Annotated in this window: 18 protein-coding genes; 12 read left to right on the top strand and 6 right to left on the bottom strand. The window is 60.3% G+C overall.

The window, feature by feature from the left end; translation table 11 throughout:
• Positions 1–224 precede the first annotated feature (224 nt).
• A complete protein-coding gene (locus TX23_RS04800; RefSeq protein ID WP_057701255.1) occupies positions 225–425 on the bottom strand; it encodes a hypothetical protein in 201 nt (66 codons plus the stop codon).
• 568 nt (positions 426–993) lie between these two features.
• On the opposite strand from TX23_RS04800, the gene pcaR reads away from it, so the two are divergent.
• The 11 genes from pcaR to pcaC all read left to right on the top strand — a co-directional run bounded on the left by pcaR (position 994) and on the right by pcaC (position 11,857).
• Positions 994–1,836: a pca regulon transcriptional regulator PcaR gene (gene pcaR, locus TX23_RS04795; RefSeq protein ID WP_032877325.1), complete on the top strand. Its 843-nt coding sequence runs from the start codon at positions 994–996 to the stop codon at positions 1,834–1,836.
• Positions 1,837–1,981: 145 nt separating this feature from the next.
• Positions 1,982–3,322: an MFS transporter gene (locus TX23_RS04790; RefSeq protein WP_057701254.1), complete on the top strand. Its 1,341-nt coding sequence runs from the start codon at positions 1,982–1,984 to the stop codon at positions 3,320–3,322.
• Positions 3,323–3,658: 336 nt separating this feature from the next.
• Positions 3,659–4,516: a CoA transferase subunit A gene (locus tag TX23_RS04785; RefSeq protein WP_057701253.1), complete on the top strand. Its 858-nt coding sequence runs from the start codon at positions 3,659–3,661 to the stop codon at positions 4,514–4,516.
• A complete protein-coding gene (locus TX23_RS04780; RefSeq protein ID WP_057701252.1) occupies positions 4,516–5,295 on the top strand; it encodes a CoA-transferase subunit beta in 780 nt (259 codons plus the stop codon). Before TX23_RS04785 ends, TX23_RS04780 begins: the two co-directional genes overlap by 1 nt.
• The gene (gene pcaF, locus TX23_RS04775; RefSeq protein ID WP_209445911.1) at positions 5,292–6,494 is read left to right on the top strand and encodes a 3-oxoadipyl-CoA thiolase; all 1,203 of its coding nucleotides are present in this window, start codon (positions 5,292–5,294) and stop codon (positions 6,492–6,494) included. Before TX23_RS04780 ends, pcaF begins: the two co-directional genes overlap by 4 nt.
• Before the next feature lie 17 nt (positions 6,495–6,511).
• Entirely contained in the window at positions 6,512–7,216 is a 705-nt protein-coding gene (gene pcaH / locus TX23_RS04770; RefSeq protein ID WP_057701250.1) for a protocatechuate 3,4-dioxygenase subunit beta, read from the top strand.
• 1 nt (position 7,217) lies between these two features.
• Positions 7,218–7,784, top strand: a complete 567-nt coding sequence (gene pcaG, locus TX23_RS04765) for a protocatechuate 3,4-dioxygenase subunit alpha (protein ID WP_057701249.1) — start codon at positions 7,218–7,220, stop codon at positions 7,782–7,784.
• A 190-nt stretch (positions 7,785–7,974) separates the two neighbouring features.
• Positions 7,975–9,270, top strand: coding sequence for an MFS family transporter (locus TX23_RS04760; RefSeq protein WP_005785878.1), 1,296 nt, complete (start codon positions 7,975–7,977; stop codon positions 9,268–9,270).
• 10 nt (positions 9,271–9,280) lie between these two features.
• Entirely contained in the window at positions 9,281–10,645 is a 1,365-nt protein-coding gene (locus TX23_RS04755; RefSeq protein ID WP_057701248.1) for a 3-carboxy-cis,cis-muconate cycloisomerase, read from the top strand.
• Between the two features lie 10 nt (positions 10,646–10,655).
• Entirely contained in the window at positions 10,656–11,447 is a 792-nt protein-coding gene (pcaD, locus tag TX23_RS04750; RefSeq protein ID WP_057701247.1) for a 3-oxoadipate enol-lactonase, read from the top strand.
• 11 nt (positions 11,448–11,458) lie between these two features.
• Positions 11,459–11,857, top strand: a complete 399-nt coding sequence (pcaC, locus tag TX23_RS04745) for a 4-carboxymuconolactone decarboxylase (RefSeq protein WP_003189316.1) — start codon at positions 11,459–11,461, stop codon at positions 11,855–11,857.
• Between the two features lie 128 nt (positions 11,858–11,985).
• Here the strand turns inward: pcaC and TX23_RS04740 are convergent, their stop codons facing one another.
• The 3 genes from TX23_RS04740 to TX23_RS04730 form a co-directional block, all read right to left on the bottom strand.
• On the bottom strand, positions 11,986–12,885 hold the full coding sequence (locus TX23_RS04740; protein WP_057701246.1) for a polysaccharide deacetylase family protein: 900 nt from the start codon (positions 12,883–12,885) through the stop codon (positions 11,986–11,988).
• A 205-nt stretch (positions 12,886–13,090) separates the two neighbouring features.
• Positions 13,091–14,590, bottom strand: coding sequence for a M91 family zinc metallopeptidase (locus tag TX23_RS04735; protein WP_082629572.1), 1,500 nt, complete (start codon positions 14,588–14,590; stop codon positions 13,091–13,093).
• Between the two features lie 323 nt (positions 14,591–14,913).
• Complete coding sequence (locus TX23_RS04730; RefSeq protein WP_057701244.1) at positions 14,914–16,164, bottom strand: OprD family porin; 1,251 nt, start codon at positions 16,162–16,164, stop codon at positions 14,914–14,916.
• A 251-nt stretch (positions 16,165–16,415) separates the two neighbouring features.
• Between TX23_RS04730 and TX23_RS04725 the strand changes: the two genes are divergently transcribed.
• The gene (locus TX23_RS04725; RefSeq protein ID WP_157243904.1) at positions 16,416–16,871 is read left to right on the top strand and encodes a hypothetical protein; all 456 of its coding nucleotides are present in this window, start codon (positions 16,416–16,418) and stop codon (positions 16,869–16,871) included.
• A gap of 82 nt (positions 16,872–16,953) precedes the next feature.
• Here the strand turns inward: TX23_RS04725 and adeC are convergent, their stop codons facing one another.
• Complete coding sequence (gene adeC, locus TX23_RS04720) at positions 16,954–18,411, bottom strand: AdeC/AdeK/OprM family multidrug efflux complex outer membrane factor (protein WP_057701242.1); 1,458 nt, start codon at positions 18,409–18,411, stop codon at positions 16,954–16,956.
• Entirely contained in the window at positions 18,408–21,569 is a 3,162-nt protein-coding gene (locus TX23_RS04715) for an efflux RND transporter permease subunit (protein ID WP_057701241.1), read from the bottom strand. The genes adeC and TX23_RS04715 overlap by 4 nt, the downstream gene beginning before the upstream one ends.
• Between the last annotated feature and the right edge of the window lies 1 nt (position 21,570).

Below are 21,570 nucleotides of genomic sequence, written 5' to 3'. Positions count from 1 at the left end.
AAGCGGACGCATCCCAGGGTTTTCGGGGCTTTGGCAAGTCTTTGATTTATAAAGCGCAGGCCGCAAAAGGCCGGCGTTTGTCATGAAAACGTCACCCCTGAAACATTTGTATGAAATTTCGTGCGTGGCTGTAGGCGACTGACCAGCGGACGCTGACGGGAGGTGATCCCTGCCGGTGTGGACCGGCAGAGACAGCAGGGCTCTGCCTACTCGAACCGAAGCACTTATGGCTCTTCAGTTTTGAGTTCCTGTTCGATCTTTTGGATTTCCTGGGCAAAGGCCTGGTCCAGCAGGCTGGCGCGTTTGCGCCATGGCTTGCGTTCCGGCTCAGGTTGCGCGGCGTAGGTGGTGATTTCCCCGCCGTAAACGTCCTTGTAACGTTGCTCCTGGCGCTCAAGTTCGGCGCGCAGTTCATCTTTCGTCACAGTATTACCTAATGATGTGAAGTTTATTGATTGCGCAGTGTCACGCTTCAACCGTCGTCCTCGCGCGATTCCAAATAAAACAGTCAAAAACCGTTCAAGTTGAAAAGCGGGCCTGAGGGCAGTTCTTTTAAGCGGCTACTTGTGGCCGGCGCGCGGAATTGATCCTGCAAGGCCTGGTGAGCTCCCATCCCGATAGTGAAACCGGGCCGACCTCTGCACAGGTTGCATTATAGCGGCGCATTTGAATAACACTATCATCATAAAGTTAAAAAGCGTCAACGTTGTAAGGGGAGGCTGTTATCGGGGACATCATTATTTGTGAACAGCGTCATCATACTGTCGCCACCTGTTCTAAATAAAAGGGTAACCGCCGGCACTTCCCCGGCTCATCAGGCAAATCTGAAACTTCGCCGCAGCGGCGGCTGCGCTGGCCTGACAAATTGCGATAATCGCATGATCGTCCGATAATCGCCCAATGTTACCGCCTCTGGCTTGTGCATCGCGACCGGCCCGGCTTGTAATAGCGGCCAACCCTCCCGTGGTAAGAACAAGAGACAGGACCCTGGAAATGAACGATCAATTGCGCAACTCCTTTGCATCAGTGGCGCCACCGATCGTGGCTTCACCGGCCAAGCGCATCCAGGCGTTCACCGGTGACCCGGACTTCATGACGTCTCTGGCCCGTGGTCTGGCCGTGGTGCAGGCGTTCCAGGAGCGCAAGCGTCACCTGACCATCGCCCAGATCAGCCACCGCACGGAAATCCCCCGCGCCGCCGTGCGCCGTTGCCTGCATACCTTGATCAAACTTGGCTACGCCACCACGGATGGGCGCACCTATTCACTATTGCCTAAAGTGCTGACGCTCGGTCATGCCTATTTGTCCTCCACACCGTTGGCCGTGTCGGCTCAACCCTATCTGGACCGCATGAGCGAGCAGCTCCATGAAGCCTGCAATATGGCCACTCTTGAAGGCGACGATATTCTCTACATCGCACGTTCGGCCACCACCCAGCGCCTGATTTCCGTGGACCTTTCGGTCGGAGGGCGGCTGCCGGCCTATTGCACATCCATGGGGCGCATCCTCCTCGCGGCCCTGGATGACGCCTCGCTGCAGGATTACCTCGACCACGCCGACCTGCAAACCAAGACCAGCCGCACGCTCACCACCCCCCAAGCCTTGTTTGAGTGCCTGCAGCAGGTGCGTCAGCAAGGCTGGTGCATTGTCGACCAGGAACTGGAGCAGGGCCTGCGTTCCATCGCGGTGCCGGTGTATGACGCGTCCGGCCAGGTATTGGCCGCACTTAACGTCAGCACCCATGCCGGGCGCGTCAGTCGCAGCGAGCTGGAACAGCGTTTCCTGCCGAGTATGCTCACCGCCAGCCGTGAGTTGAGCGCGCAACTGTTTGCCTAAGCTGTTCGGTGACCGCACAGATCCCGGTCGGCTCGATTGACGGTGTTTCCCCTGGCTTATTAATGTGCGGCAGCGCTTCAAAGCGCCGCCTAACAATAATGATGACCTGAGGTCATCGGCCCGCCATCGGTGTGGAATAAAAATAATGAATCAGCCTTCTGTCGGTACCCCCCTGGACGTGCAGTCCTTCATCAACACCCAGCCATTGTCACGCTACCAGTGGCGCGTGGTGATCCTGTGTTTCCTGATTGTCTTTCTCGACGGCCTCGATACGGCGGCGATGGGTTTTATTGCACCGGCCCTGTCCCAGGATTGGGGTATCGACCGCGCCAGCCTCGGCCCGGTAATGAGCGCCGCATTGATCGGCATGGTGTTCGGCGCACTGGGGTCTGGCCCGCTGGCCGATCGCTTTGGCCGCAAAGTCGTGTTGGTCGGTGCGGTACTGGTATTTGGTGCGTTCAGCCTGGCCTCGGCCTACAGCACGAATGTCGACCAGTTGCTGGTGCTGCGCTTTCTGACCGGGCTGGGTTTGGGCGCGGGTATGCCCAATGCCACGACCCTGCTCTCCGAATACACCCCCGAACGCCATAAATCGCTGTTGGTGACCAGCATGTTCTGCGGTTTCAACCTGGGCATGGCAGGCGGTGGGTTTATCTCGGCCAAGCTGATCCCGACGTTTGGCTGGCACAGCCTGTTGCTGATCGGCGGCATCCTGCCTTTGATCCTCGCGGTGGTGCTGTTGGTGTGGCTGCCGGAGTCGGCGCGTTACCTGGTGGTGCGCAATCGCGGTACCGACAAGGTCCGCAAGACGCTGGCCCCCATCCAGCCCGGTATCGTGGCCCAAGCCACCAGTTTCAGCGTGCCGGAGCAAAAAACCGTCAAGGCCCGCAACGTGTTCGCGGTGATTTTCTCGGGCACCTACAGCACCGGCACCTTACTGCTGTGGCTCACTTACTTCATGGGCCTGGTGATTGTTTACCTGCTGACCAGTTGGCTGCCCACCCTGATGCGCGACAGTGGCGCGAGCATGGAGCAGGCGGCGTTTATCGGCGCGTTGTTCCAGTTTGGCGGAGTGTTGAGCGCAGTGGGCGTGGGCTGGGCGATGGACCGGTTCAACCCGCACAAAGTCATCGGCACTTTCTACCTGCTGGCCGGGGTGTTTGCCTACGCGGTAGGGCAAAGCCTGGGCAATATCACTTTATTGGCAACGTTAGTGCTGATCGCCGGCATGTGCGTTAACGGTGCGCAATCTGCGATGCCTTCCCTGGCCGCGCGTTTTTACCCCACCCAGGGGCGTGCCACCGGCGTGTCGTGGATGCTTGGCATCGGCCGCTTCGGCGCGATCCTGGGCGCGTGGATGGGCGCCACCTTGCTGGGCCTGGGCTGGAATTTCGAGCAAGTGCTGACGGCATTGGTGATCCCGGCGGCACTGGCGACGGCCGCGGTGTTGATCAAAGGCATGGTCAGCCATGCCGATGCCACCTGAGCTCTGGTACAGGTTGAACATGGTGGGGGTAAGCCCCCAATGCCAGTCCGCTAAGCGAACGCAATGCTCAAGGCAGCGAAGATAAAATGTGGGAGCTGGCTTGCCTGCGAAAGCGGTCGTGCAGTAACAGATGGAGTGACTGACACACCGCCTTCGCGAGCAAGCCAGCTCCCACATTGGCGGTGTTCTTTCTGATGATTAGCCAGACAACAATCCGTTCGATAATCGAACGCTCAGTCGATTATCGGATTGTTCGGCCCATTTCCCCGGCTTAATCTTCAAGCACTTCGGCGCCACCTCAGCGCCTTTTTCGATCAACACCGGGAGCCCAACCCCATGGCTGAAATCCTCACCCTGCGTGATGCGGTCAAGCGCTTCGTGAACGACGGCGATACCGTCGCCCTCGAAGGCTTCACCCACCTGATCCCTACGGCCGCAGGTCATGAAATCATTCGTCAGGGCAAGAAAGACCTGACGCTGGTGCGTATGACCCCCGACCTGATCTACGACCAATTGATCGGGGCCGGCTGCGCGCGCAAGTTGATTTTTTCCTGGGGCGGCAACCCGGGCGTGGGCTCCCTGCATCGGCTGCGCGACGCGGTGGAGAAGCAATGGCCGCAACCGCTGGAGATCGAAGAGCACAGCCACGCCGACCTGGCCAATGCCTACGTCGCCGGTGCCTCGGGCCTGCCGTTCGCGATGCTGCGTGCCTACGCCGGTTCCGACTTGCCCAAGGTCAACCCGCTGATCAAGACCGTCACGTGCCCATTCACCGGCGAAGTGCTGGCGGCAGTGCCGTCGGTACGTCCGGATGTCACCGTGATTCACGCACAGAAAGCCGACCGCAAGGGCAACGTGTTGCTCTGGGGCATTCTCGGGGTACAGAAGGAAGCGGCCCTGGCGGCCCAGCGTTGCATTGTCACCGTGGAAGAAATCGTCGATGACCTCAATGCGCCGATGAACAGCTGCGTGCTGCCGACCTGGGCGCTGACGGCGGTGTGTCACGTACCCGGTGGTGCCCATCCTTCCTACGCGCACGGCTACAACGAGCGGGATAACCGCTTCTACCAGGCGTGGGACCCGATTGCCCGCGACCGTGTCACCTTTACCGCCTGGATAGACGAATACATCCACGGCACTGCCGACTTCAGTGAATTCCAGGCCAAGCTGGCCGCCGCGCAGGAGGCTAAGTAATGGCTTACTCCACCAATGAAATGATGACCGTCGCCGCCGCACGCCGCCTCAAGAACGGCTCGGTGTGCTTCGTCGGCATCGGCCTGCCATCCAAGGCCGCCAACCTGGCGCGCCTGACGTCTTCACCCGATGTGGTGCTGATCTACGAGTCCGGCCCGATTGGCGCCAAGCCCAGCGTGTTGCCGCTGTCCATCGGCGATGGCGAGTTGGCCGAGACCGCCGACACTGTGGTGCCCACCGGTGAGATCTTTCGCTACTGGTTACAGGGCGGGCGCATTGATGTCGGCTTTCTCGGTGCGGCTCAGGTTGACCGTTTCGGCAATATCAACACCACCGTGGTCGGTGACTATCACCAACCCAAAGTGCGTTTGCCGGGTGCCGGTGGCGCGCCGGAGATCGCCGGTTCCGCCAAGAGCGTGCTGATCATCCTTAAACAGTCGTCCCGTTCGTTTGTGGACAAACTGGACTTCATCACCTCCGTCGGTCACGGCGAAGGGGGCGACTCGCGCAAGCGTCTGGGCCTGCCCGGTGCCGGCCCCGTCGGCATCATTACCGACCTGTGCATCATGGAGCCGGAGGAGGGCAGCCATGAGTTCGTGGTCACCGCGCTGCACCCCGGCGTGACCCGCGAGCAAGTGGTGGCCGCCACCGGCTGGGCAATCCGTTTTGCCGACCAGGTCAGTACCACGGCTGAACCGACCGAGACAGAGCTGACCGCGCTGCGTGAGCTTGAAGCACGCACCGCCGCCGCCCATGGCCAAGCACCGGGAGAAGCCTGATGCGCGATGTATTTATCTGTGATGCCATTCGCACACCTATCGGCCGTTTCGGCGGTGGCCTGTCGACAGTGCGTGCCGATGACCTGGCGGCGCTGCCGATCAAGGCCCTGATCGAACGCAACCCGTCGGTGGACTGGAACGCGGTGGACGAAGTATTTCTTGGCTGTGCCAACCAGGCCGGTGAAGACAACCGTAACGTGGCGCGTATGGCGCTGCTGTTGGCGGGGTTGCCGGACAGCATTCCGGGCGTGACCCTCAATCGTCTGTGCGCCTCGGGCATGGATGCCATCGGCACGGCCTTTCGCGCCATTGCCAGTGGCGAAATGGAGCTGGCGATTGCTGGCGGTGTCGAATCCATGTCCCGTGCACCGTTCGTGATGGGCAAGGCTGATGCAGGGTTTTCGCGCAACATGAAGCTGGAAGACACCACCATCGGTTGGCGTTTCATCAACCCGTTGATGAAGGCCCAGTACGGCGTGGATGCCATGCCGCAGACCGCCGATAACGTCGCCGACGACTATCAGGTTTCCCGCGCCGACCAGGACGCCTTCGCCTTGCGCAGCCAGCAGCGTACCGCCGCCGCACAGGCCGCCGGCTTCTTCGCCGAAGAAATCGTACCCGTGCGTGTTGCCCATAAAAAAGGCGAAACCCTGGTGGAACACGATGAGCACCCGCGGGACACCAGCCTGGAAGCCCTGGCCAAACTCAAGCCGGTCAACGGCCCGGACAAGACCGTCACCGCCGGCAATGCCTCAGGCGTTAATGACGGTGCTGCCGCGCTGATCCTGGCGTCCGCCGAAGCCGTCAAGCAACACGGTCTTACTGCTCGCGCCCGCGTGCTGGGCATGGCCAGTGCCGGTGTCGCACCGCGGGTGATGGGCATCGGCCCGGTGCCGGCGGTGCGCAAGTTGGTGGAGCGCCTGGGGTTGGCGGTCCCCGACTTTGATGTGATTGAGCTCAACGAAGCCTTCGCCAGCCAGGGTCTGGCGGTGCTGCGCGAGCTGGGCATTGCCGACGATGCACCCCAGGTCAACCCGAACGGCGGCGCCATTGCACTGGGTCATCCCCTGGGCATGAGCGGTGCGCGGCTGGTGTTGACGGCCCTGCATCAGTTGGAAAAAACCGGCGGCAGCAAAGGCCTGGCGACCATGTGCGTGGGCGTCGGCCAAGGCTTGGCCCTGGCGATTGAACGCGTCTAATAAAAGAGGACTGCTCCATGAGTGACAAGCCTGGTTACCGGCGCCCGCAAGCGGGCACTCAACCTGATTACCTGCACCCGGCGTATCAGTCGACGAACCTGCGTTCGCCGTCCCAGCCTTTGGTGTTTCTGCCCCATTCCTTGTCGGAAATCACCGGCCCGACGATCGGCGCCGAGCGCATCACTGACAAGGACAACGACCTGACCGCCCAGCATGAGGGCGAGCCCCAAGGCGAGCGCATCATCATTCATGGCCGTGTGCTTGATGAAAATGGCCTGCCGGTGCCGGGCATCCTCGTTGAGATCTGGCAGGCCAACGCCGCCGGTCGCTACAACCACAAGCGTGACCTGCACGACGCGCCGCTGGACCCGAATTTCACCGGTACCGGGCGTACCGTCACCGACGCCGATGGCTGGTACCAGTTCCAGACCATCAAGCCCGGCGCCTACCCGTGGGGCAACCATCACAATGCGTGGCGCCCGGCGCATATCCACTTTTCGCTGTTCGGCCCCAGTGTGCTGACGCGCCTGGTGACGCAAATGTATTTCCCAGGCGACCCGTTGCTCGAATACGACCCGATCTACAACTGTGTGCCGGATACCCGCGCCAAGGAACGCTTGATCGCGCGTTTCGACCTGGAAAAAACCGTCCCTTCCTACGCCCTCGGTTACCGCTGGGACATCGTCCTGCGCGGCCGCGACGCTACGCCGATGGAGAAATGAGATGACACTCAACGCGACCACGTCCCACACCGTCGGGCCGTACTACCACATCGGCCTGACCTGGCTGAACCGCGAAGACATGACCGTAGCCGCCACCCTTGGCGAGCGCGTGGCGATCAGCGGGCAAGTGCTGGACGGCAACGGTGATGTCGTCAACGACGCCATGCTGGAAGTCTGGCAGGCCAATGCTGCCGGTAAATACGACCACCCTGAGGATGAACAGGACAAGGCGGTCGACCCTCATTTTGAAGGTTTTGGCCGGGTGCCGGTGGATGCCGAAGGGCGGTTCCGCTTTACCACCATCAAGCCGGGTTCGGTGCCGGGCCTGAAGGGCACCACCCAGGCGCCGCACCTGGTGGTGCTGGTGTTTGCCCGTGGGTTGGTAAAGCACTTGCTCACGCGGATTTATTTTGACGGTGAGGCCTTGAACGGCGATGACCCGCTGTTGGCGTGTGTGCCGGCAGAGCGTCGTAGCACCTTGATTGCCCAGGCGGATGCGGCAGGGGTTTATCAGTGGAATGTGATTTTGCAGGGCACAGATAAGGAAACGGTGTTCTTCGACTATTGAGTTGGCTGTAGGGGCCTCATCGCAGGCAAGCCAGCTCCCACCTTTGAATGTGTTCACAACACAAAATGTGGGAGCCGGGCTTGCCCGCGATGAGGCCCTCTCAGGCTCCACCTATCCAAAAGTCTGCTTGCGGAACAGGGTTGTTGCAAAGTATGTCTAGGCTATAACCGTTCCCACTGAGTAAAAAACCATGACAACAACAACCAGTCACTACACCGGAGAAGAACGCCGCAAACGGATTTTTGCGATAGTCGGGGCTTCCTCCGGCAACCTGGTCGAATGGTTCGACTTCTACGTCTACGCCTTCTGCGCGATTTATTTCGCCCCGGCGTTTTTCCCCTCGGACGACCCCACGGTGCAACTGCTCAACACCGCCGGTGTGTTCGCCGCCGGGTTCCTGATGCGGCCGATCGGCGGCTGGCTGTTTGGCCGGGTGGCCGACAAGCACGGACGCAAAAATTCGATGATGATCTCGGTGCTGATGATGTGTGCCGGCTCCCTGGTCATCGCCTTCTTGCCCACCTACAACGACATCGGTGCCTGGGCCCCGGCGCTGCTGTTGGTGGCGCGGCTGTTCCAGGGCTTGTCGGTGGGGGGCGAGTACGGCACCACGGCGACCTACATGAGTGAAGTCGCGCTCAAGGGCCAGCGCGGTTTTTTCGCCTCGTTCCAGTACGTGACCCTGATCGGCGGCCAGTTGCTGGCGGTGCTGGTGGTGGTGATCCTGCAGCAGATCCTCAGCGAAGAAGAACTGCGCGCCTGGGGCTGGCGTATTCCGTTTGTGATCGGCGCCATCGCTGCGGTGATCTCGCTGCTGCTGCGTCGCACCCTGAAAGAAACCACCAGCAAGGAAATGCGCCAGGACAAGGACGCCGGCAGCATCGTCGCGCTGTTTCGTGACCACGGCAAAGCCTTCATCACCGTGCTGGGCTACACCGCCGGCGGCTCGCTGATTTTCTACACCTTCACCACTTACATGCAGAAGTACCTGGTGAACACCGTTGGCATGCACGCCAAGACTTCCAGCTACATCATGACCGGCGCGCTGTTTCTGTACATGTGCATGCAGCCGCTGTTCGGGATGCTGGCCGACAAGATCGGCCGACGTAATTCCATGCTCTGGTTCGCGGGCCTTGGCACCTTGTTCACTGTGCCGATTCTGTTGACCTTGAAAACCGTGACCAGTCCGTTCCTGGCGTTTGTGCTGATCACTTTGGCGTTGGCGATTGTCAGCTTCTATACCTCGATCAGTGGCCTGGTCAAAGCCGAGATGTTCCCGCCGCAAGTGCGTGCCTTGGGTGTAGGCCTGGCATACGCCGTGGCTAACGCGGTGTTTGGCGGTTCGGCGGAAGTGGTCGCACTGAGCCTGAAATCCATCGGCATGGAAAACACCTTCTATTGGTACGTCACCGCGATGATGGCGGTGGCTTTCCTGTTCAGCTTGCGCCTGCCTAAGCAGGCGGCGTATCTGCATCACGATTTGTAAGGGAAGAGTTATGACGCTGCGCACGAGCAATCAACTGTTCGACGCTTACTTCACCGCCGCCAGCATGGCCGAAGTGTTCTGTGATCAGGGGCGCTTGCAGGGCATGCTGGATTTCGAGGCGGCACTGGCCCGGGCCCAGGCTCGGGTCGGGTTGATTCCGCAAAGCGCCGTCGCGCCGATTGCCCAGGCGTGCCTGGCTTCGCTGTATGACGTCGATGCGCTCGGCGCAGCGATTGCCACGGCGGGTAATTCGGCGATTCCAGTGGTGAAGGCGCTGGGCAAGTTGATCGCCAGCGAAGATGCCGATGCCGAGCGTTATGTGCATCTGGGCGCGACCAGTCAAGATGTGATGGACACCGGTCTGGTGCTGCAAGTGCGCCAGGCGCTGGTGCTGATCGAGGCGGATTTGGCGCGGCTGGGGGGCGTGCTGGCTGCCCAGGCGCAGCGTTACGCCGCCGTGCCGTTGGCTGGCCGCACCTGGCTGCAGCACGCGACACCGGTCACCCTTGGCATGAAAATCGCCGGTTGGCTGGGCGCCGTGACGCGCAGTCGCCAGCGCCTTGCCGAGCTGAAGCCGCGCCTGTTGGTGCTGCAATTCGGCGGAGCGTCCGGCACCTTGGCGGCGCTCGGTGAACACGCCATGCCTGTGGCCGAAGCCTTGGCCGCCGAGTTGCAACTGGGCTTGCCGGAACAGCCCTGGCATACCCAGCGTGATCGTCTGGTGGAGTTCGCCAGCGTGCTCGGCCTGATCGCCGGCAGCCTCGGCAAACTGGGGCGCGACATCAGCCTGTTGATGCAAACCGAGGCGGCGGAGGTGTTTGAGCCCGCCGCGCCGGGCAAGGGCGGTTCATCGACCATGCCGCACAAACGCAACCCGGTAGGCGCCGCCGTATTGATCAGCGCTGCCACTCGCGTACCGGGCCTGGTGGCGACGATGTTCAGCGCCATGCCCCAGGAGCACGAACGCAGCCTGGGCTTGTGGCACGCCGAATGGGAAACCTTGCCAGAGATTTGCCGCCTGGTGTCCGGCGCCTTGCAACAGGCGCTGCTGGTCAGTGAAGGGCTGGAGGTCAACGCCGAGCGCATGACGCAAAATCTTGACCTGACCCAGGGCCTGGTGCTGGCCGAAGCGGTCAGCATCGTACTTGCCCAACGCCTGGGGCGCGACACCGCGCACCATTTGCTGGAGCAATGCTGCAAGCGCGCCGTGGCCGAGCAGCGCCACCTGCGCGCCGTGCTGGCCGATGAGCCCCAGGTGACTACTGAGCTGTCGGCGGCTGAACTGTACCGCCTGCTTGACCCGGCTTACTACCTGGGCCAGGCCCAAACCTGGGTCACCCGTGCAGTGACCGAACACTTTGCTTTGACTGCCTGAGGAGATTGCTGTGGCTTTTGTACAACTCGCCGAGGGCGAACTGCATTACCAATTGGACGGGCCGGTGGACGCGCCGGTGCTGGTACTGTCCAATTCCCTGGGCACCGACCTGCATATGTGGGACGTGCAGATCCCGGCGTTCACCGAGCATTTTCGTGTGTTGCGTTTTGATACTCGCGGTCACGGCAAGTCCCTGGTGACCGAGGGGCCGTACAGCATCGAACAACTGGGCCGAGACGTGCTCGCGTTGCTGGATGCGCTGGATATCCAGCGTGCGCATTTTTGCGGCCTGTCCATGGGCGGCTTGATCGGCCAATGGCTGGGCATCCACGCCGGCGAGCGTTTGCAGCGCCTGGTGGTGTGCAACACCGCCGCCAAAATCGGCACGCCCGAGGTCTGGAACCCCCGCATCGAAATGGTCCTGCGTGACGGCGCCGCTGCGATGGTGGCCCTGCGCGATGCTTCGATTGCGCGCTGGTTTACTGCGGACTTTGCTTCGGCCAGCCCACACCAGGCCAAGCAGATCACCGACATGCTCGCGGCCACGTCGCCCGAGGGCTACGCCGCCAATTGCAGCGCCGTGCGCGATGCGGATTTCCGTGAGCAACTGTCGTCGATCAAGGTGCCGACCCTGGTGATTGCCGGCACCGAAGACGCGGTGACACCGCCGGCTGGCAGCCACTTTATCCAGCGCTATGTGCAGGGCGCCGAGTACGCCGAGTTCTACGCGGCGCACCTGTCCAATGTGCAAGCCGGCGCTGCCTTCAGCGACCGTGTGATCAACTTTCTGCTGGCCCGCTGAGGAGCGTTTTTGTGGACGAGAAACAACGTTATGCCGAGGGCCTGCAGGTGCGCCGCGAAGTGCTGGGTGATGCCCATGTCGACCGCAGCCTCAATGCCCTGACCGAGTTCAACAGCGAGTTCCAGGAAATGATCACGCGCCATGCCTGGGGCGATATCTGGACCCGCCCCGGGCTACCTCGGCATACCCGCAGCCTGATCACCATCGCCATGCTGATCGGCATGAACCGTAGTGAAGAACTGAAACTGCACCTGCGTGCGGCCGCCAGTAACGGCGTGACCCGCGCCGAGATCAAGGAAGTGCTGATGCAGAGTGCGATTTACTGCGGGATCCCGGCGGCGAATGCGACGTTTCATCTGGCTGAGTCGGTGTGGGATGAGTTGGGTGTGGAGTCTCGCCAACAAGACTGAATGTGAAGGCGATCAAATGTGGGAGCTGGCTTGCCTGCGATTGCAGCGACGGGGTCTGACTGAGGCACCGCGTTGTCTGCATCGCAGGCAAGCCAGCTCCCACGGGGGATCGTCACAAGTTCAGGGCATTAGTGGGAATCAGCATCCCACAGCCAATTCCACACTCCTGGCAGGTGCACCGGCTCGTTCGCATCCTTGACCGTACGGGCCAGCGCTGCGCGTTCGAGCGCGCCGTGGTCGGTGTAGAACGGCTCGGCAGCGGTCCTCAAGCTGTTGACTCGCGCGCTGTCCATCAGGATCTGCAAGTACTCCTGCATATGCCGCGCGGTGTAGCGGTTGATGTCATGAAAGGTCACCACTACCGGGATCACACCCTCCACTGTCGGTAGTTCACCCAAGGCGATGCGTTCGCGCACCACCGACAGCTGCCGATACAGGTTGGCCCGCCGACGCGGGCTGGCGTTGAAGCCCCAGATCTTGCCGTCATTGGCACTCAAGTCCGTCAGCAGTACGTGCATACCGTGGCGTTGGTAGGCGGCGAAGGTGCGCTTGTCGTAGTTCCAGAACGGCGGGCGTACCAGCACGGGGCGCGCGCCCGTGATGGCGGCAATATCTGCGGCACCTTCGGTAAGGGTGCGTTCAAGCGTGGCGTCGTTCAACCAGCGATGATTGGTGTGAAACGCCGTGGCCGTATGAAAGGCCAGGATATGACCGGCGGCGTATTCACGCTCCATGGTTTTGCGGCCCCGGGCACTGCCGCCGGAGCGAGCCGCTTCGGTCTGCAGAAAAAATACCGCCTTGATCCCCGGCAATACCGGGTTATTCGCCAGATCAGCTACCACCGAACGGCTCGGGTTGTTATAGCCCGAGGCGCTGGGGCCGTCATCGAAGGTCAGCAGAAAGCGGATCGGCGCCTGGGCTTGCAAGCGTTTCTGGGTCGTTGGGGTCAGGGCAAGGGGGGCACCGATGCAGCCACTGAGGCACAGGGCCAGGGCAAGCACGGCGGATGCGATGATAGAAGATTTCATGGTGTGCGCAGGCTCAATAGAGGGCACCGAGGGGCAATCAGCAGTGTCAGGCGCGCACCATACAGCAAGATCATTGGCATGGAGTCATGGGCAGATAAACGCAGCCGATGCTTGCGCCAGAGTGACCCGCTGGAGCGGGTCATTAATCAAATCAAGAGGCAGCATCCCTGCTGCGCGAATATACGGTTACGTCAACTTTCTTGTGTCAGTATTTCAGTCGCGGTGAGAGCCCCATTTCCTCGCGCAACGCATTCTCGGTGAATGGGGCTGGGTTTGTGGACGTCGGCGGGGTGGTGGGATCGTTGTCGAAGTCGAAGGGTGGGGCGTTAGTCGACAAGCCGACAGCCTGCGGTTCGCCATTGGCCAGGTCTGGACTCGTAGGGTCATCGGATGTGCCTGCCAGAAATGTACCGTTGGCACCGTTCCAGGCGTGTGCCATCTCATGGTAGAGCGCGACAATTGGAGAGGTAATGTCCTCGTCTCCAATGCTCACGATCATGCTCCGCATATAGTCGATTATGCCTTGATCCGCACGGGCGCCAGGCTCCCCATCTTTTATTCCACCCATCCTCGGGGCGTCCTGAGGGATCTCTTCCCGCTCTTGCTTGCTTAATTTTTGCAGCTCACTGCTGTTGAACGTGTAACTGGAACTACCACTTTTGGTTTCCCCGATGGTGACTGGAGCACCATTTCGCTCAGCAGCTTTATCCATTTCCTCCAGCATTTTCCTCCCCACAGGTGAGGAACGCAGCAGTGCCAGGTCATCTTCGACCCGTTGTTTGAATTCATCCGAACCTACGATTTTAAAAGCTTTTTTACCCGCTTCGCTCGGCTCCATCCTCGTGATATTCGATTGCTCTGTGCCTGGCAGGTAATCATTGTTCTGGGCATAAATGCGCGCTTTGGTAAGGTTGCCCCATACGGTATCGGATCCCTTGCCCGTGTACACGGTGGTATTGGCGTGAGCAACTATTTGGTCATTACCGTCGCCGCCATTGATCACTGTATGCCCGTCGCCAGCGTATAACTGGTCCTCGCCCTCTCCACCATCCAGGTGGCTTTTTTTGGAGGTGGGTCCAGCCCCTGCATACAAACGATCGTTACCCTTGTTCCCGTACATCACGGAGGGGCCCGAACCGCCAATTATCGTGTCGTCACCGTCGTTGCCCTCGACGTAGCCGCCGCCTTTACCCAAGCGAATAGTGTCATTCCCGCGTCCGCCATAAATGTCGGGATTCCCCCCTTCGGTTTGAACGGTGTCATCTCCGTCACCCGCTTCGATCTTTACGTCAACAGTGACGTCAGGGGCCAGGGTGATGTTGTCATTGCCTGCGCCGCTCTTAATGTGCAGGCGGAATTGAGGTGGCACGCCTTCCGATGACGGATTGTTTGGCGAGCGTTTATTGCCGTTGAAGGTGTATTCCTGGCCATTTACCGTTACCTGCAGTTGGCCGTTCGGGTCCTGGCTGATATGGATGACGTCCGATTTATCACTCGTTTCGAGTGTCAGGGTATTGCCTGCGCGCGTTAGCTTCTCGGGGCTTCCATGGTATTCGGAGGTTTCCTCACTCGCTTTGAGGTTACCGTCATCCACGAGCATTTGTGTCTTTCGGCGAATGAGGTTGTCGCTGGGAGGTGGAGTTTTGTCTGCAGTTGCGGAAGGCGCAGTTACGGCTGGAGCGGTTTGCGTGCCTATCGTAGTCATGAACGGTTACCTCTCTTGAGCTAAATGTAGTCGATTGCCCAGTCCCTCGTTGCCTTGAAGGCAAGGAGATCAATGAGTTGCATCGCTGGAGGTAACCGTTCCCTGCTCGATTGATACCGAGTACTACAGAGGGCGGTAAGTAGGCATCAGGTTTTCTGAAGATTGATAGGCCTTATCAAGTAGGAAAATGGGCTTTCGTCGTGGTGCGGGGAACCGAATAGCCGGCATTGGAGGTAGTTGGTTGCATGCGATGAAAGAGCGCACAGGCGCACAACGATCGCACCGTGTGCGCCTGAACGTTTGGTTATCAATCCGATGGGTTTTCACAGCAGGCTTATGGGATAGCTGACGATCAACCGGTTTTCATCGAATTCGTTGTTGCTGTAATCCCTGCGCATACTGGAATTGCGCCAGCGCACGTTTAGATTTTTCAATGTGCCGCTCTGCACCGTATAGCCCATTTCGGTCTCGCGCCCCCATTCCTTGCCGTCGGTGATAGTGCCGGTGTGCACATTGCTGCCGCTGATGTAGCGGTTCATCAAGGTCAGGCCCGGTACGCCCAGGGCGGCGAAGTTGTAGTCGTGGCGCACTTGCCAGGATTTTTCCTCGGCGTTGTCGTAGCTGGAGTTGTAGCTGTCGTTGGCCAGGGTACCGCCGCTGGTGCCGTTGACGCGCATCCACGCGCTGTTGCCGGTGAGTTTTTGCAGGCCGACATAGAAGGTGTTGCCGCCGTACCGGGCCGAGAACAGGCCGGACCAGGTTTTGTTGTCCAGGCTACCGGCGCGTGCGCTGCCGTCGTCCTTGCCGTAGAAAAAACCCAGGTTGGCGCCGAGGGTCCAGTCGCCCACGGGCTGGCTGTGGATCAGGTTGAGATACTGCTGGCTGTAGATGTCCTTGAGCTGGGCATTCCACACGCCGACTTGGGTGCGTTTGTCGTTGAACGCGTATTCGGCGCCCTGAAAGTTGAAACGGTCGGAGGTGAAGGCGGCTTTGCCGAACATCGACATGTCGCTCATGCTGCCGTCGTCCCGCGGGCTGTTGGCGCGGAATTGGCCGCCATACAGGGTCAGGCCGTCGATTTCCTTCGAGGTGATCTGCCCGCCGCGCAGGGTCTGTGGCAGGGAGCGGCCATCGTCGGAACGCAGAATCGGCAGCACCGGCATCCATTCGCCCACCTTCAGCTCAGTCTTGGAAAAGCGCGCCTTGAATGCCACGCCGAGCCGGCCGAATTCATCGGCTGGCCGGCCGTCATGGTCCAGCGGCAGCAACTGCGTGCCGCCTGTGCCACGCCCGCCATCGAGCTTGAGCGAGTACAGGCCCAGCACGTCCACACCAAAACCGACTGTGCCCTGGGTGAAACCGGACTTGGCGTCGAGGATGAAACTTTGCGTCCACTCCTGCGCGCCACCCTGGGCTTTGGTCGGGTTGGTGAAGTTGCGGTTGAAGAAGAAGTTACGCAGGTTGAGGTTGGCGCTGGCGTCTTCGAGAAAGCCGTGCTCCTGGGCGAAAACGGGCAGGGCAGAACTGGCGACAGCAGCCGCCAGCAACAGCTGGCGCGGTTGGAAAGTGCTCATGGTGTGGACCTGTTGTTATTGGGTTTATGCAGGTGGCGGCCATGGTGCGCGGCGGTGCGGGGGCGATGAAAGTGGGGGAGGGCGGGTTGTGGGCGATGATCGAACGTAATTGTGAGGCGCCCGACTCGTCAGCTTCCGGCGCGCAGGGTTAGCTGTCTACTGTCAGGGTTAACAGTAGATCTTCTGATTTCATACGCCTATTTTCGAAAAGGCTGACAGTATCTTTTTTACGTGATCAGGGATTGAATTCCATGAGCTTTGGATCAGATATGGGTGAGTTTTTAACGTCCTCGAATACGTTCAAGTCGGAATTGATCAGAGCGGTGCCAATTCAATTCGATAGTTTTGAGTTGAGCTACATCGAGGGTCACCAGTTACGAATTCGGTTGGGAATCGAAGGCAACCCCGGCTCGAAAAACGAACTGACCCTTGAGGCAGACGGTGATGGAGAAGAGCGTGCGTTCAAGCTGAAGGAGAATATGACTTACATCATCGGGCCTGGAGAAGGCCTTATCCGTGCCACGTTTGGCCTTGAAAGCGATGTCGAGTATTCCCCGCAAGAATATTGGGGCAATTTGAGCGTCAAAAGCATTTCCAGCGATGGGTCTGGCGAGACCTCGATCCATGCCAGCTTTTCATTCGGTTGGACGACGGATGAGGGCAATGACATGGAGGTCAGATGCTCTAAGCTTGAGATCCATACATGAACTTATTTTGATAATGATTAGAACGGCATGACATAAAAAAACCGCTTCCGGTAAGGGAAGCGGTTTTTTTAGACCCGCGCGATCAGAACAACTTCAATGGCGGTGCTTGTTCTTTCAATGACTCGTTCTTCGCGGTCTGCTCGTTCCAGCCACCGCCGAGGGCCTTGTACAGGTTGACCTCGCTGGTGAGCTGCGCCAGGCGGTCGGTGATCAGCGATTGCTGGGCACTGAACAGTTGGCGCTGGGCGTCGAGGAAGGTCAGGTTGCTGTCGACACCAATGCGGTAGCGACGCTCGGCCAGGCGGTAGTAATCCTGGTTGGCCTCGACGAAGCCGCGTTGGGCATCCAGTTGCTGCTTGTAGGTCTGCCGGGCGGCGAGGCCGTCGGAGACTTCCTGGAAGCCGGTCTGGATGGCTTTTTCGTAGTTGGCCACGTTGATCTCTTTCTGGATCTTCGAGTAGTCCAGGCTTGCGCGCAGGCTACCGGCGTTGAAGATCGGGATGTTGATCTGCGGGGCAAACGCCCAGGTACCCGAACCGCCCTTGAACAGGCCGCCCAGGGTTGGGCTGGCGGTACCGGCACTGGCCGTCAGGCTGATGCTCGGGAAGAACGCCGCACGGGCCGCGCCGATATTGGCGTTGGCCGCCTTGAGGTTGTACTCGGCCTGCACAATGTCGGGACGACGTTGCAGCAGGTCCGATGGCAGCCCGGCCGGCACTTCGCTGAGCAGGTCATCGGACAGCGGCTTGCTGGCGATATTCGCCGGCAGGCCGGTGCCCAGCAGCAGGGTCAGGCTGTTTTCGTCCTGGGCCACCTGGCGGGTGTAACGGGCCAGTTGCACACGGGCGTTTTCCACCGAGGTGCGCGCCTGGCTGAGGTCCAGCGCCGAGGCTACGCCGACTTCGTTGCTGCGCGAGGTGAGCTTGAAGCTCTGCTCGAACGCGCCCAGGGTGTCCTGGGTCAGCTTGAGCAATTCCTTGTCGGCCTGCCAGGTCAGGTAGGCATTGGCCACACTGGCCACCAGGCTGATCTGGGTACTGCGCCGCGCTTCTTCAGTGGCGAAGTACTTCTGCAGCGCTTCTTCACTCAGGCTGCGCACGCGACCGAACAGGTCCAGCTCATAGGAACTGATCCCCAGGCCCGCCGAGTATTGGCTGGCGATGGTTGATTCGCCAGTCTGTGACAGCTTGGCCGGAGTGCGCGAACGGCTGCCGTTACCGGTGGCCGATACCGCCGGGAACAGGTCGGCACGCTGGATCTGGTATTGCGCCGCGTAGGCGTCGATGTTCAGGGCCGCGACACGCAGGTCACGGTTGTTCACCAACGCGGTCTGGATCAACTGTTGCAGGGCAGGGTCATGGAAAAACTGCTTCCAGCCCTGCTCGGCAGCGGCCTGGTTCGGCGCCTGTGCCGACGAATACGCCGGCCCCTGCGGGAACTGTGCGGCCACCGGCGCATCGGGGCGCTGATAGTCAGGTATCAGCGAGCAGCCACTGAGCACGAATGCCGTGACGGCCAGGGAAAGTAGCGACTTGCTCATTGGCCAGCCTCTTTAGGAGTTTCAGTAGTGTCTTTCTTTTTACGTTCGCCGGCCGAGGACACGGTTGCATAGAACAGTGGCACCCAGAAGATGGCGAGTACAGTGGCGGTGATCATACCGCCGATTACGCCGGTACCGATCGCGTGCTGGCTGCCTGAGCCGGCACCGCTGGAAATCGCCAGCGGCAGTACGCCGAGCACGAACGCCATGGATGTCATGATGATCGGGCGCAGACGCATCCGGGACGCTTCGATAGCCGCCTCGACGATGCCTTTGCCTTGCTCGTGCAGCTCTTTGGCGAATTCCACGATCAGGATGGCGTTTTTCGCCGCCAGGCCCACCGTCACCAGCAAGCCTACCTGGAAGAACACGTCGTTGGACAAGCCACGCATACTGGTAGCGATCAATGCACCGATCACACCCAATGGCACCACCAGAATCACCGCGATCGGGATCGACCAGCTTTCGTACAGTGCCGCCAGGCACAGGAACACCACCAGCAGCGACAGCGCGTACAGCGCAGGCGCCTGGGAGCCGGAGAGGCGTTCTTCGTACGACAGGCCGGTCCAGGCGTAGCCGATGCCGGCCGGCAGTTCCTTGGCAATGCGTTCGACTTCCGCCATCGCATCACCGGTACTGTAGCCAGGCGCCGGGGTACCGAGGATTTCCATCGCCGCTACACCGTTGTAACGCGAGAGCTTGGGCGAGCCGTAGATCCACTGGCCCGACGAGATGGCCGACAGCGGCACCATCTTCCCGGAGTTGCTGCGCACGTACCATTTGTCCAGGTCTTCCGGAGCCATGCGGCTGGCGGCGTCACCTTGCACATACACCTTCTTCACACGACCACGGTCGATGAAGTCGTTGATGTAGCTGCCACCCAGGGCAATGGCCAGGGTCTGCTGGATATCGGCAAGGCTGATGCCCTGGGCACTGGCTTTCTCGTCGTCGACGGTCAGCTCGTACTGCGGTTCATCGTTCACGCCGTTGGGACGTACGCCCGCCAGCACCTTGCTTTGCGCCGCAGCACCCAGGAACTGGTTACGCGCAGCCATCAGCTTCTCGTGGCCCACACCACCCTGGTCTTGCAGGAACACGTCGAAACCGGTGGCGTTACCCAATTCCAGAACCGAAGGCGGCACGATGGCAAATACCATGGCGTCCTTGAAGGCCCCGAAGAAGTAACCCTGGGCACGTTTGGCGACCTCGAATACCGATTGGGTCGAGTCACGCTCATCCCACGGCTTGAGCATCACGAACGCAAGGCCCGAGCTCTGACCACGGCCGGCGAAGTTGAAGCCGTTTACGGTAAACACCGAGTTCACCGACTTGCCTTCGCCTGGCTCGCCTTCCTTGTCATGCAGCAGGAAGGCACGCATGTCGTCGATGACCTTTTGCGTACGTTCAGCCGAAGAGCCTACCGGTGTCTGCACCTGGGCGAAGATCACACCCTGGTCTTCCTCTGGCAGGAACGCGCTTGGAATACGGGTGAACATCCAGATCATGCCGGCCAGGATCAGCACATACACCAGGAACGCCGGGATCTTGTGCTTGATCATGTTGCCCACGCCGCGCTCGTACTTGAGTACGCCGCTGTCGAAGGTGCGGTTGAACCAGCCAAAGAAGCCGCGCTTGGGCTGGCCGTGTTTTTCCGGATCGATCGGCTTGAGCATGGTGGCGCACAGGGCGGGGGTGAAGATCAGGGCAACCAGTACCGACAACGCCATCGCCGAAACAATGGTGATGGAGAACTGGCGGTAGATCACACCGGTGGAACCACCGAAGAACGCCATCGGCAGCAATACCGCCGACAGTACCAGGGCAATACCGACCAGGGCGCCCTGGATCTGGCCCATGGACTTGATCGTCGCTTCCTTGGGCGACAGATGCTCCTCGGCCATAACCCGTTCGACGTTTTCCACCACCACGATGGCATCGTCCACCAGCAAGCCGATGGCCAGGATCATGCCGAACATGGTCAGGGTGTTGATGGTAAAGCCGCACGCCGCCAGGATCCCGAAGGTACCCAGCAATACCACCGGTACGGTCATGGTGGTAATGATGGTGGCGCGGAAGTTCTGCAGGAACAGGAACATCACCAGGAACACCAGCACGATCGCTTCGATCAGGGTGTGAACCACGCCGGAGATCGACTCGGTCACGACCGGGGTGGTGTCATACGGCACCACCGCCTTCATGCCAGGCGGGAAGAACGGCTCCAGGGACTTCACTGTTTCGCGGATGGCCTTGCCGGTGTCCAGAGCGTTGGCACCGGCCGCCAGCTTGATCGCCATACCGGAAGCCGGCTTGCCGTTGAACTGTGCACTGATGCTGTAGTTCTGGCCGCCCAGTTCGATACGTGCGACGTCGCCCAAGCGGACTTGGGAACCGTCGGTGTTGACCTTCATCAGGATCTTGGCGAACTCTTCAGCGCTTTGCAGGCGCGTCTTGCCGATGATGGTGGCGTTCAGCTGAGTGCCGGGCAGGGCAGGCAAACCGCCCAGTTGACCGGTGGCCACCTGCACGTTCTGCGCCTTGATGGCGTTGCTGACATCCACCGGCGTGAGCTGGTAGTTGTTCAGCTTGGCCGGGTCGAGCCAGATACGCATGGCGTACTGCGAACCGAAGACCTGGAAGTCACCCACACCCGAGGTACGCGAAATCGGGTCCTGGATGTTGGACACGATGTAGTTGGACAGGTCGTCCTTGGTCATGCTGCCGTCTTCGGACACCAGACCGATCACCATCAGGAAGTTCTTCACCGACTTGGTCACGCGGATACCCTGTTGCTGCACTTCTTGCGGCAGCAGCGGGGTGGCCAGGTTCAGCTTGTTCTGCACCTGGACCTGGGCGATATCCGGGTTGGTACCCTGGTTGAACGTCGCGGTGATGGTCATGCTGCCGTCGGAGTTACTGTCCGAGGCGACGTAACGCAGGTTGTCGATACCGTTGAGCTGTTGCTCGATGACCTGCACCACGGTGTCCTGCACGGTTTGTGCGGACGCGCCTGGGTAGGTCACCTGGATATCAATGGCCGTCGGCGCAATGGCCGGGTATTGGTTGATGGGCAACTTCAGGATCGACAGTGCCCCGACCAGCATGATCACCAGGGCAATTACCCAGGCGAAAATGGGACGGTCGATAAAAAATTTCGACATG

This window comes from Pseudomonas paralactis (genome assembly GCF_001439735.1).
Taxonomy (GTDB): Bacteria; Pseudomonadota; Gammaproteobacteria; order Pseudomonadales; family Pseudomonadaceae; genus Aquipseudomonas; species Aquipseudomonas paralactis.
This window is presented reverse-complemented; position numbering and strand designations above follow the sequence as displayed.

Bases quoted from the DNA above. Each gene is read 5' to 3' on its own strand.
- pcaR (WP_032877325.1), top strand. From the start codon at position 994: ATGAACGATCAATTGCGCAACTCCTTTGCATCAGTGGCGCCACCGATC.
- TX23_RS04790 (WP_057701254.1), top strand. From the start codon at position 1,982: ATGAATCAGCCTTCTGTCGGTACCCCCCTGGACGTGCAGTCCTTCATC.
- TX23_RS04785 (WP_057701253.1), top strand. From the start codon at position 3,659: ATGGCTGAAATCCTCACCCTGCGTGATGCGGTCAAGCGCTTCGTGAAC.
- TX23_RS04780 (WP_057701252.1), top strand. From the start codon at position 4,516: ATGGCTTACTCCACCAATGAAATGATGACCGTCGCCGCCGCACGCCGC.
- pcaH (WP_057701250.1), top strand. From the start codon at position 6,512: ATGAGTGACAAGCCTGGTTACCGGCGCCCGCAAGCGGGCACTCAACCT.
- pcaG (WP_057701249.1), top strand. From the start codon at position 7,218: ATGACACTCAACGCGACCACGTCCCACACCGTCGGGCCGTACTACCAC.
- TX23_RS04760 (WP_005785878.1), top strand. From the start codon at position 7,975: ATGACAACAACAACCAGTCACTACACCGGAGAAGAACGCCGCAAACGG.
- TX23_RS04755 (WP_057701248.1), top strand. From the start codon at position 9,281: ATGACGCTGCGCACGAGCAATCAACTGTTCGACGCTTACTTCACCGCC.
- TX23_RS04740 (WP_057701246.1), bottom strand. From the start codon at position 12,885: ATGAAATCTTCTATCATCGCATCCGCCGTGCTTGCCCTGGCCCTGTGC.
- TX23_RS04735 (WP_082629572.1), bottom strand. From the start codon at position 14,590: ATGACTACGATAGGCACGCAAACCGCTCCAGCCGTAACTGCGCCTTCC.
- TX23_RS04730 (WP_057701244.1), bottom strand. From the start codon at position 16,164: ATGAGCACTTTCCAACCGCGCCAGCTGTTGCTGGCGGCTGCTGTCGCC.
- TX23_RS04725 (WP_157243904.1), top strand. From the start codon at position 16,416: ATGAGCTTTGGATCAGATATGGGTGAGTTTTTAACGTCCTCGAATACG.
- adeC (WP_057701242.1), bottom strand. From the start codon at position 18,411: ATGAGCAAGTCGCTACTTTCCCTGGCCGTCACGGCATTCGTGCTCAGT.
- TX23_RS04715 (WP_057701241.1), bottom strand. From the start codon at position 21,569: ATGTCGAAATTTTTTATCGACCGTCCCATTTTCGCCTGGGTAATTGCC.